The organism is Pedobacter sp. UBA5917, from assembly GCF_002432345.1.
GTDB lineage: Bacteria > Bacteroidota > Bacteroidia > Sphingobacteriales > Sphingobacteriaceae > Pedobacter.
In genome coordinates this window covers 1-10,622 of the sequence record NZ_DJDT01000053.1, presented here as the reverse complement: position 1 = coordinate 10,622, position 10,622 = coordinate 1, and the positions used below count along the sequence as shown (strand labels likewise).

The 10,622-nt window shown below is 38.1% G+C and carries 15 protein-coding genes; 8 read left to right on the top strand and 7 right to left on the bottom strand.

Annotation, left to right across the window (positions count from 1 at the left end):
• Nucleotides 1–54 precede the first annotated feature (54 nt).
• The 5 genes from B2V92_RS03520 to B2V92_RS03500 form a co-directional block, all read right to left on the bottom strand.
• The gene (locus B2V92_RS03520; RefSeq protein ID WP_293304858.1) at nt 55–681 is read right to left on the bottom strand and encodes a hypothetical protein; all 627 of its coding nucleotides are present in this window, start codon (nt 679–681) and stop codon (nt 55–57) included.
• An 11-nt stretch (nt 682–692) separates the two neighbouring features.
• On the bottom strand, nt 693–1,055 hold the full coding sequence (locus tag B2V92_RS03515; RefSeq protein WP_293304857.1) for a response regulator: 363 nt from the start codon (nt 1,053–1,055) through the stop codon (nt 693–695).
• A 130-nt stretch (nt 1,056–1,185) separates the two neighbouring features.
• The gene (locus tag B2V92_RS03510) at nt 1,186–1,926 is read right to left on the bottom strand and encodes a LytR/AlgR family response regulator transcription factor (protein WP_293304856.1); all 741 of its coding nucleotides are present in this window, start codon (nt 1,924–1,926) and stop codon (nt 1,186–1,188) included.
• A 156-nt stretch (nt 1,927–2,082) separates the two neighbouring features.
• Nucleotides 2,083–3,174 carry a sensor histidine kinase gene (locus B2V92_RS03505; protein WP_293304855.1) on the bottom strand — a complete coding sequence of 364 codons (1,092 nt, stop codon included), beginning with the start codon at nt 3,172–3,174 and terminating at the stop codon, nt 2,083–2,085.
• Nucleotides 3,175–3,265: 91 nt separating this feature from the next.
• Nucleotides 3,266–4,006, bottom strand: a complete 741-nt coding sequence (locus tag B2V92_RS03500; protein ID WP_293304854.1) for a LytR/AlgR family response regulator transcription factor — start codon at nt 4,004–4,006, stop codon at nt 3,266–3,268.
• A 287-nt stretch (nt 4,007–4,293) separates the two neighbouring features.
• Here B2V92_RS03500 and B2V92_RS03495 point away from each other — a divergent pair, with 287 nt between their 5' ends.
• From B2V92_RS03495 to idi, 5 genes are all read left to right on the top strand, one after another.
• Nucleotides 4,294–4,572, top strand: a complete 279-nt coding sequence (locus tag B2V92_RS03495) for a hypothetical protein (protein WP_293304853.1) — start codon at nt 4,294–4,296, stop codon at nt 4,570–4,572.
• A 70-nt stretch (nt 4,573–4,642) separates the two neighbouring features.
• Nucleotides 4,643–5,521, top strand: a complete 879-nt coding sequence (locus B2V92_RS03490) for an SDR family oxidoreductase (protein WP_293304852.1) — start codon at nt 4,643–4,645, stop codon at nt 5,519–5,521.
• Nucleotides 5,522–5,775: 254 nt separating this feature from the next.
• Nucleotides 5,776–6,681, top strand: a complete 906-nt coding sequence (locus B2V92_RS03485; RefSeq protein WP_293304851.1) for a MerR family transcriptional regulator — start codon at nt 5,776–5,778, stop codon at nt 6,679–6,681.
• Entirely contained in the window at nt 6,665–7,501 is an 837-nt protein-coding gene (locus tag B2V92_RS03480; protein ID WP_293304850.1) for a phytoene/squalene synthase family protein, read from the top strand. Before B2V92_RS03485 ends, B2V92_RS03480 begins: the two co-directional genes overlap by 17 nt.
• Nucleotides 7,502–8,044 (top strand): isopentenyl-diphosphate Delta-isomerase, encoded by a 543-nt coding sequence (gene idi, locus B2V92_RS03475; RefSeq protein ID WP_293304849.1) that lies wholly within the window; start codon nt 7,502–7,504, stop codon nt 8,042–8,044.
• 234 nt (nt 8,045–8,278) lie between these two features.
• On the opposite strand, the gene B2V92_RS03470 is transcribed toward idi, so the two are convergent.
• Together B2V92_RS03470 and B2V92_RS03465 are read right to left on the bottom strand one after the other, a co-directional pair.
• Nucleotides 8,279–8,482: a KTSC domain-containing protein gene (locus B2V92_RS03470; RefSeq protein WP_293304848.1), complete on the bottom strand. Its 204-nt coding sequence runs from the start codon at nt 8,480–8,482 to the stop codon at nt 8,279–8,281.
• A gap of 42 nt (nt 8,483–8,524) precedes the next feature.
• Complete coding sequence (locus B2V92_RS03465; RefSeq protein ID WP_293304847.1) at nt 8,525–8,905, bottom strand: hypothetical protein; 381 nt, start codon at nt 8,903–8,905, stop codon at nt 8,525–8,527.
• 109 nt (nt 8,906–9,014) lie between these two features.
• Here B2V92_RS03465 and B2V92_RS03460 point away from each other — a divergent pair, with 109 nt between their 5' ends.
• The 3 genes from B2V92_RS03460 (at nt 9,015) to B2V92_RS03450 (ending at nt 10,485) form a co-directional block, all read left to right on the top strand.
• The gene (locus tag B2V92_RS03460; RefSeq protein ID WP_057934571.1) at nt 9,015–9,203 is read left to right on the top strand and encodes a hypothetical protein; all 189 of its coding nucleotides are present in this window, start codon (nt 9,015–9,017) and stop codon (nt 9,201–9,203) included.
• 129 nt (nt 9,204–9,332) lie between these two features.
• Entirely contained in the window at nt 9,333–10,124 is a 792-nt protein-coding gene (locus tag B2V92_RS03455; RefSeq protein ID WP_293304846.1) for a HipA family kinase, read from the top strand.
• The gene (locus B2V92_RS03450; protein WP_293304845.1) at nt 10,102–10,485 is read left to right on the top strand and encodes a DUF3037 domain-containing protein; all 384 of its coding nucleotides are present in this window, start codon (nt 10,102–10,104) and stop codon (nt 10,483–10,485) included. The genes B2V92_RS03455 and B2V92_RS03450 overlap by 23 nt, the downstream gene beginning before the upstream one ends.
• The last annotated feature ends 137 nt before the right edge of the window (nt 10,486–10,622 follow it).

Here is a 10,622-nt window from a genome sequence, read left to right as displayed (position 1 = left end):
GAGCGGTTACATTATTTAAACGTAACCGCTCCGGTATTTTGTATATCAATGCCATTAAAGCTTGCTCAATAATTTACTTAAATTTGGTTTAATGCCAACAGTTATCGGTACGGTATTAAAAGTCCTGTTCTGTATTTTGCCAAAACCATACATGTAGCTGGCCTCAACAAACAAATTGGCACCACCAATATTATATTCTATCCCTGCACCGCCTTCGGCAATACCCAAACCATTCGATTTATTATCCTGGGTAACCTGCAAGGTCGTACTGTTTACCCCAACCTGTGGAGTGAGGATAAAACCACCACCCGCACCTGCGAATCCATAAAATGCCCATTTATTTACAATTTTACGATAACCTAAGGCCATATTGAGGAGGTAAGTAGTAGATCTTCCTTTTTGTATGGTATAGGTATAACCGGCGTCGGGTGTAATTTGGTTAAAGGTAAAAGCGTGTAAACTTACCTTTGGGTATAAAAATAGTCCGCCGTTGCCTACGCCAACATTTAACCCGAGGGAAGTAGAGAATTTCGGTTTAAAATAATCTGATGTTTCACCCATGGGGAAAGCAAAGCCAATGCCACTCATCGAGTACAGTTTATCGGGCCTGTTTTGAGCCTTTGCCCTAACTGATACTATTGCACACAGCAACATCACCGGTATAATCAATCTTAATTTCATATCTGATTTTTTTAATTTTTGGTTAAGGCATTTACTTTCTGTAGTAAATCGCCCATATTAAATGGTTTCTCTAAATAATCTTCGGGATGATATTTTTGGGATGCAATATAATTTTCGTCATATCTGGCCGAGGCCAGGATAACCGGAATGTGTTCGGTTTCCGGATTTAACTTCAATTCTTTAAACACCGCGCGTCCATCCATTCCATTTAACATAATGTCGAGAATAATCAGGTCGGGGCCGAAATTTCTGATGGTCTTAAAGATATACCTTGGCGATAACAAGGGGTAAACTTTATAATTTCCGGTTTCTAAAACCTCCTGAAAAACTTCCAATACATCAGGATCATCATCCACAACTAATACTCTTTTCAAAACAGATAAATCAATTAATTTAAAATAGACTATCCTAATACAAAGTTTAAGCGGGAATGTTTTAACCTGAGGTTAAAAAATGGTTAAGTTGGATAGCTGTTAATATGAAATTTATGCCGGCTGAGCCTGGTTATGGCTTTTTGTGGGGAAAATTATGCTGAACAAAATCGGCAAAGAGGGAAACATGGGTTTCGGATATGGTAAAGGCAGTTTCTCCGGATAATAATACTTTATTGCTGAGTACACTTTTGATATGCTGTTTGGCAATAACCACCGTATCACTGATCTGTATAAAGGCCGAGTGTTTTTTTAGCATTTTTAACGTTTTGATAAAATCCTCTCTCGAGCTTAAGAAGGTATCATTTACAGTTGTAAATACAACATCTGCTCTGGTTTCCTCTACAGCAATAAGCTCATTCAGGTCTACACGCACCAGATTTCCTTTTTCACCAAGCATTGGGATATAAAAGAAATACCCATCTTCGGGTGCAAGCATATTTGGTGTTTCTTTACCGGTTGGATAAAGGTTGTTTATCGTTTTGGTAAAGTGTAATATGGAATAGGGTTTAAGCAGGTAGGCATCAGCTTCAACTTTAAAGGCATCAATGGCGTAACGGGCATGTGCGGTGGTAAAAACGAGGTGTCTGGTTTTCTGTCTTAATAAACCGGCCAGTTCTATTCCCGAAAGTGCAGGCATTTCTACATCCATAAAAATGATATCTACGGGATTGGACACCGATATTTCTGCCAATGCCTTCAGCGGTTCGGTGAAAGTTTGCACAAGTTTGAGATCTGGCAACTTATCCACGTACGCAATTAGACTTTCGAGAGCGTATGGGTCGTCATCTATTGCGATGCAACTTATAGACATTTTTGATAGGTTTAGGTACCGCAAATTACAACTTAAGGCAATAAAAAGGAAAAAAAACGTACTCGTAACGGATTTTTATCTATTCGGCAAGGAAAATTGCTTTTTATTTTAAGATTGTTGCAGAAATTTAAGCTTTGGAATTAAAATACTAAAACGTTAGCCATTTAACCCGATCTGCAACTTTACCCTAAAGTAGTTGTTTTTGTCGGTAAAATAGCTAAAGCTTGCATTTTTGCCATAGGTATAATCTAAACGTTTTTTGATGTTTTCGAGGCCAGAGCTTAATCCAGAATGATCTTTAACCGTATTTACGAGATTGGATGTTTCAATGATAAGGTGCCCGTCTTCAATCCTAACGCTTACTTCTGCCGGATCGGAAATTTTAAACAGCTCCCCATGTTTAAAAATATTCTCTACCAGGGTAATCAGTACCATTGGGATGATTTTTAGGTTCCTGATCCCGTCGTCGTATCCGAAACGTAACTGAATGCTATGGTCTTTGCGGAGCTGGTGCAGATTGATCAGGTTTTCTACCTGGTTAATTTCCTCGTCAAGCAGGATAAATTCACGGTCTTTATTACTGTCAACAGAGTAGCGCATCATTTCGGAAAGCGAATGGATGGCTTCTGCAGCAACTGGAGACGATTCGCGGGCATTCTGATAAATAAAATCCAGGGTATTAAATAATAAATGTGGTTGGATCTGCGCTTTTAAAAATGCATTTTCCGATCTGGCAATCTGGATGAGATTATTTAAACGCTGCTTTTCAAGCTCTTCGGTCTTTTTTCTCTCCTTAATATAATTCAGTAAAAAATAATAACCCGTAGAAAAGCACATAAAATATACACAACGGTATAATGGCGATGAAAAATACTGCAGATCCAGTGTGATTTTTCTCGATCCGGTATAATGTGTATGATAAATGATGATATAATCCAGTAATATTGCCATTAAAAGATAGCAAACAATTTCGAGCGCCAGGGCTATTGGTAGCTTCCAGAAGGTCTGTTTTGGGTTTTTAAAGCCAAACGTAAGTACAACATGGGCGTGCACATAAAAGGTAATGATATTGAGCGTATAATATAAAATGTATGGGGGTAAGCTGCCGAATTTCCCGTTAATCAGTCCAACAATGATCGATTCGTAAAAAATAAAGATGATCCACACAATGATGTGGAGTTTTTTACTGATGAGCCACTGTAATATCGGGCTTTTTTTTACTGTTGCGCTTTCGTTCGTTGCGTTCATCTGGCTAGTTAACTGGGATACGGCTATGTATAATTAACAAAAAACTTATTGTTTAATTGTTCTCACAACGAAAATACTAAAAAATTAGTTTTTAAGAACGGTTTGTTTTTATCGTTTTTTCCCTGATGTACTCCTGTATGCTTTCGCGATAGTTGTTTCCGATGTTGATGGTCAGGTCGTTGATCATTTTTAGTGTATTGCCCTCAATTTTTTCGATATAGTTTTTGGCAATAATAAAAGAACGGTGGGCCTGTAAAAAATTCTGGTAATCTTTTAAAATGATCTTAACTTCTGATAGGGCAATGTACGATACAATGGTTTCGCTCAGGGTAAAAATGCGTACATAATTCTGCAGGCTCTCTACTGCAACAATATCGGCGTACCTCACTTTAATCAGGTTATTTTTCTCGCTTTTGTTCCTTACAAAAAAATAATCGTCTTCCTGTTTTACCTGCACATGCGGCACGCTGGGTGTATGAGGGAAAAGATGGTTAATGGTTTCGGCAAAGCGAGCAAAAGTATAGGGTTTTAATAAATAGGCGCTTGCATATATTTCAAAAGCCTCATAAGCATATTTGGAATGGGAGGTGGTAAAAATCAATTTATCGGTTTTGTGCCTGATGCTTTTTGATAACTCCAGACCCGAAATCATGGGCATGTCAACATCAATAAAAATAATATCGACATTTTCCCGGGCAGTAATTTCATTTAAAGCCTGAACCGGATCGGTGTAGGATTTTACCAGTTCAACATTCGTAAGATTATTGATATACGCAGTTATCCCGTTGACGGCAAGGATGTCGTCATCGATTACGATGCATTTCAGTTTCATTGTGTGTGTGTTAAGCATACTAATTTATGGCTTGCATTTTTAAATAAAGAAATTATTTTTCCTTTGTATCTATACTTAGTATTCTTTATAATAAATAAGATACGTTGTTTTTTGCCTGTAAAATCGTGGCTACGGCAATGGAAAAGCATAGGGTACACAAAATGTGAAATAAAACAAAATGTTTCAATTACTTGTATTACAATATATTGCATTTTGAATCGTAATAATTAATAGATATATTTAATAACCTAAATAATCATCCCGAAAATCCTTAAACCCAATATCCCATGAAACGTAAAATCCGCACCACTAATAGATTAAACGTATCCATTACCAAAAAAGTTATCGAACTGCAGGAAAGAGGTTACGATTGCGACTTTCTTTTATTGGCCAATGGCAGTTTGCTGTGTATGCAAACCAATCTGAAATATCCGGTAAACACGGTTGCCATTAAACAGATGGAACATGGATACGATTTTTTTAGCCATTCTTACAAACATGTACATACCATCGAAACAGGTAATGGCGAAAGGGGAGTGCTCTTAACCGAAGAACGTTTTAATTAGGCATTCGTTTTCTTACAATTTTATTCCCGCGGTAAGGTTGAAATTTGTGATGTAATTAAATCTTAAAAACATGACACATACAACCCAACCAACCATACTGGTTACCGGTGCAACTGGTAGCATTGGTTATGAATTGGCAAAACAGTTAGCTGATCACCATATCCCTTTCAGGGCATTGGTAAGAAATCCGGACAATGCAAAAACTTTAAAAGAATTAAAAGGAGCCGAATTGGTAACAGGCGATTTTGAAAATAAGCAAAGTATTGTAAAGGCGTTAAAAGGCATTGAGCAGGTTTTTTTAGTGACTAATTCATCAGAGGAAGCCGAAAGTTTACAGTGCAGTTTTGTTGATTTAGCTGCAAAGAACGGTGTGAAACATATTGTAAAATTATCACAGTTTGCGGCTGATTTAAACTCACCTGTACGTTTTTTACGTTACCACGCTGTTGTTGAACAGAAAATTAAAGAAACAGGTTTACAGTATACTTTTTTAAGGCCAAACCTGTTTATGCAGGGATTGTTGGGCTTTGCCGATCCTATAAAGTACCAACAGCAGTTTTTTGCCACAGCTGGCGATGCCAAAATCAGTTTGGTTGATACCCGCGATATTGCAGCGGTAGCATTAAAGGCACTCACAACCACTGATCATGAGAATAGGATTTACGACATTACCGGACCAGAAGCCATTAATCATCAGGAAATAGCCGGAATGCTTTCACAGGTATTAAAAAAGGAAATTAAATACATCAATGTATCTGATGAAGACATGCAAAATACCTTATCGAATGTTGGTTTTCCGGCATGGCAGGCCGCAGGTTTGATAGAAGATTATGCACATTATGCCCGTGGCGAGGCGGCAGCGGTAAGCAATGTGGTAAAAGAAGTAACTAGCAAAACACCCAGAAAATTTATTGATTTTGTTAAAGATTATAAAACTGCTTTTGAGTAGTGCTTCACTTACGAAGTTTAATCGGCAGGATGCCGATAACTTCGTAAATCTGTGGAGATATTTGCGGTGGTGCCAGATGTTACCATCTGGCACTTAGTCTCATTTAAAACCATTTTTCATGGTGTTCGATGTTACCATCCGGCACTTATTCTGAAAATTATGATGGATCAGTCAGATGGTAACATCGGACTGCTTAAAAAACTTTTCTTCTTTTATTCTGTTTAGATTTTATTGAATATATTTAAACAAAATAAATGACCTATTCCATTTCAGACCTCGAACAGCTTTCGGGCATTCACTCCCATACCATCAGGATCTGGGAGCAGCGGTATGGTGCATTAAATCCGATGCGTACAGAGGGTAATACGCGTTTATACGATGATAAACAGCTGAGAAAACTGTTAAATATCGCCAGTTTAAATAAAAGTGGCCTCAAGATTTCTAAAATCTGCAGTCTTTCTGATGATGATCTGGAGCGTCTTTTACATCAGCAGCTAACCTATCCATCTCTTGATGACGAAGCCGAATTCTATATTTCGAAATTGATCAACAGTGGATTAGCTTTTAATGAACAGACGTTTAACCAGCTAATTGATGATGGAATTGATAAAATCGGACTTTCAGGTTGTTACCGGAAAATTATGTACCCATTGCTTGTACGTTTGGGATTAATGTGGCGAAAAGACGATATTTGCCCCGCCCATGAGCACTTTTTATCCAATATTATCCGTCAAAAAATATTTACACACATTAATAATCTCCCGTTTGCCGCCCCATCATCAGGTAAATGGCTTCTGTTCCTGCCCGAAGATGAAGATCATGATATCGGATTGCTTTTTGCCAGTTACATGTTAAGGATGTATGGCCAGCAGGTTATTTTTTTAGGAAGTAAAGTTCCTTTAGACTCCATAGAAAGGATATTTTTTACGTTAAATGTAGATCATGTTCTGCTTTTTATGGTGAAATCTCGAACTGCTGTTGCAGCTCAAAAATATATAGATCAATTATCAGAAATATGCACCTCCACCCAGATCCATCTGGCCGGAAACAGTCAGGTTATCGGTAAGCTAAAAAATATCGGTCACATCAACTGGTTTAAAACGCTCGATGAATTTGAAACATCCATCCAATCCCCACTTTCCCATGAAAGAAATTTTTGATCAACTCTCTGCCGATTGTAGCCGGCTCACTACCAGACGTTATAGTACCAGCTTTTCTTTTGGCATCTATTTTCTGGGTAAGGAACTCCGCATGCCCATCCATTCTATTTATGGTTTTGTACGTTTGGCAGATGAAATCGTCGACAGTTTCCATCATTACGACAAAAAGTTTCTGCTCGATAAATTTAAGCAGGATACTTTTGAGGCGATTAATTTAGGCATCAGCTTAAATCCTATCCTGAATTCGTTCCAGAAGGTAGTTAACCACTATCAGATCGACACTGAGCTGATCCGTCTTTTTCTAAAAAGCATGGAAATGGATCTTGCTACCCAAAAATATACTCCGGAGCTTTATAACGAATATATACTTGGTTCTGCCGAGGTAGTTGGTTTAATGTGTTTAAAGGTTTTTACAAATGGAAATGAAACCGGCTATGAACAGTTAAAACCTTATGCGATGAAATTGGGTTCTGCTTTTCAAAAAGTAAATTTTTTACGTGATGTTAAAGCCGATCATCAAAGTTTAAACCGCAATTATTTTCCAAATGTAAACCTAGCGGTATTTTGCGATAACCAAAAAAGGGAAATAGAGCAGGAAATAGAAGAAGAATTTGCAGTTGCACTGGCCGGCATCAAGATGTTGCCCCCAAGCGCCAGGAATGGTGTATATTTGTCGTACATCTACTATAAAAAACTATTTACCAAAATTAAGCGGTTAAGTGCCGAAAAAATTATGACGGAGCGGATCAGGATTTCCAATACCCATAAAGTGGGCCTGATGTTTGATTCGATTATCCGCAATAAGTTAAATGTAATTTAAATGGAAGAACAGGTTATTCTGGTTGATCAGGATGATGTGGCGTTGGGCCAGATGGGGAAAATGGAAGCACATGAAAAAGGTTTGCTTCACCGTGCTTTTTCTGTATTTATTTTTAATTCGAAAAATGAACTGCTGTTGCAGCAAAGGGCTTTAAGCAAATACCATTCTGGCGGCTTATGGACCAATACCTGTTGCAGTCATCCAAGGATGGGCGAAGCCAATTTAGATGCGGCAAAAAGGCGTTTAATGGAGGAAATGGGGATGGACTGTGTGCTCAATTATCTTTTTAAATTTACCTACAAGGCCAAATTTGAAGATGGATTAACGGAGCATGAGGTTGACCATGTTTTTTTCGGTTCGAGCGATAGACTTCCGGAAATTAATAGGGAAGAGGTAGAAACTTTTAAATACGTGGATCTGGAAACTTTGGCAAATGATATCAAAGTTAATCCGGGCATTTACACCCCCTGGTTAAGGATCTGCCTGGATAAGGTGACGGAGCATGTAAATCTTTCTAAAACAAAAAACGGGCATACAGCCTAAGCCATATACCCGTATCTAAATTAACGCTCTCGAGGACAAATATAGGACTAGTTTCTAAAAATCCAACAGGTTTAACACTTCTTTTACTTTAAAATTATAATTAATTAACGCGATTTGTGGTGGTTTTAATCTTAAGTTTCTGTTCCTCAGAATTTTAATTATTTCATAAAAAATTAAAAAAGTGAGACTTAATTTTTTAGTTATTTAATCTTTCATAAAAGTTTTTCAGGAATATTACTCTTTCTCCAGTTTTTGAAATTTAAACTTGTCCTTGATGTAGTTGTTAAAATATCTTCCTTTTGAGCCCGAAGCTTTTAACATCTTATAAACCCGTTCAGGAACATTTTTATACAGATAAGCCATATCGGTGATAAACATGATTTTTAATGCTTTTCGATCTGCATCATAACTGAAATATTTAATTACAGATGAAGGCATGGCTGAAGGTTTAACTAAAAACAGCCTGTATTACAAATGGTTTTAATCTTTTTTGAGCTCCGATTCTTCTTTTGCCACTTTGATTTTTTCTTTTTTTAGATCGATCCTGATGATGTTATAGAGGCTCATGTACACATTGGCAATCCAAACAATGGCAAAAAAAGCGATCAAGTAACCACGCCAATCAGAATAAAGTAGCTTGAAATTGGTTATGGATAACAGAATCAGGGTTATGTAGTGACTAAAGCAGTATTCGCACGTAAACACATAGAAAAATTTACGTTTTACCAGCTTATCACAGTTTTTGGAACGATCGACACAGAACTCACGCGCCTCTCTAAAAATCTCTTCCTTGGTAACCGTCCAAGCAATACAGGCAACAGGCAGGGCCATAATAAAAAGGTAATAAATGTGTGTTTCCATAACAATCAGATCCGGGATATTATACAACCTTAAAGCCTTTAAAATGTTTAGTTAAGCAAGAAACTTTTTCGGTATATTTATGTTATTTCTTAATCTAATCAATATTGTTATGGAAAGATCAGAAATTATATCGCTGTTGGAAGTTATCAATCAACAGGTAAGTTCTTCGGTTCTGGGAGGCATGGAAGAAGAATATGAAGAATTGGAAAGCATGGGGCTTATTAAGATCAACCGCGAATCGGTACAATGGTCGTCGGCAATGACTCCTGCCGGAAATGCCTATTTGGGGCACGATTAAGCCGATTGTTATTTCTACCGCAGGTATTACTACCAAACGCTGACTGATTTATTGTTGGAAATCTGCTAAATTTGCCGCAAGTTTAGAATTGCGCCCGGATTAAATTAATGGCCATTTCTATCTGCAGATATGAACGATTTACAACTCAGAACAGTAAATGTTACCCGTTATGTTACGCCTTTGCGCGAAGGAGGCTCTATGCCCGCCATTGCCGAGGCCGACGATAACTTTTTATATGTACTCAAATTTAGAGGAGCGGGCCAGGGTACAAGGGCTTTAATTGCCGAATTAATCGGTGGTGAAATTGCACGGATTTTAGGTTTACGCGTACCCGAACTGGTTTTTGCCAATCTGGATGAAGCTTTTGGGAGAACTGAGCCTGATGAAGAAATACAGGATCTGTTAAAAGCCAGCGTTGGCCTGAATCTGGCTTTACACTATCTTTCGGGTGCCATTACTTTCGATCCTACGGTAACCACTGTTGATGCCAAACTGGCCTCGCAGATTGTGTGGCTGGATTGCTTTTTAACCAATATGGACCGTACCTGCCGCAATACCAACATGTTGATCTGGCATAAAGAACTTTGGCTGATCGACCATGGTGCTTCACTTTACTTCCATCATTCGTGGCAAAACTGGAAAGAACAGGCCGTTAAACCTTTTGTATTGGTAAAAGACCATGTATTATTGCCATGGGCTACCGAACTGGAAAGCGTACACGATGAATTTACTAAAATCCTGACGCCTGAAAAAATCGAATCGGTTATTAATTTAATTCCTGATGACTGGTTGGAAGGGGAAACGAATTTCGAAAGCAAAGAAGAACACCGCAAAGCATACATTTATTTCCTTACGGAAAGATTGGCCAATTCTGACGTATTTTTAAAAGAAGCACAGCATGCAAGGGAAATTCTTATTTGAGTATGCTGTTATCCGCGTGATGCCAAGGGTAGAACGTGAAGAATTTATCAATGTGGGCATTATTTTGTTCTGTGCCAAACAAAAATTCTTAAAAAGTATTTTCGTACTGGATGAAGAACGGATAAAGGCATTTTCTGCCGAAGTTGATATAGATGAGCTGAAAGAAAATTTAGCTGCTTTTGAGCGGATCAGCGTTGCTGCAAAAGGATCAGGACCAATTGGCCAATACGATCAGGCTTCACGTTTCAGATGGCTTACCGCAACCCGAAGCACGGTGGTACAGTGTTCGAAAGTGCACCCGGGTTTCTGTGATGATGCCGGGGATACTTTGTTGAGGTTGCACCAGGAGCTTGTTTTGTAAATAGGCTAAGCGTTAGACGCAGAGCGCTCAGCGTTTTGGATTCAGTTAATCTGGTAATTACCAATGATCAAATCACAATGTTCAATCCTAGCGTCCAATCTATATCGATGTTTTGGATTCAGTTAACCGATTAACCA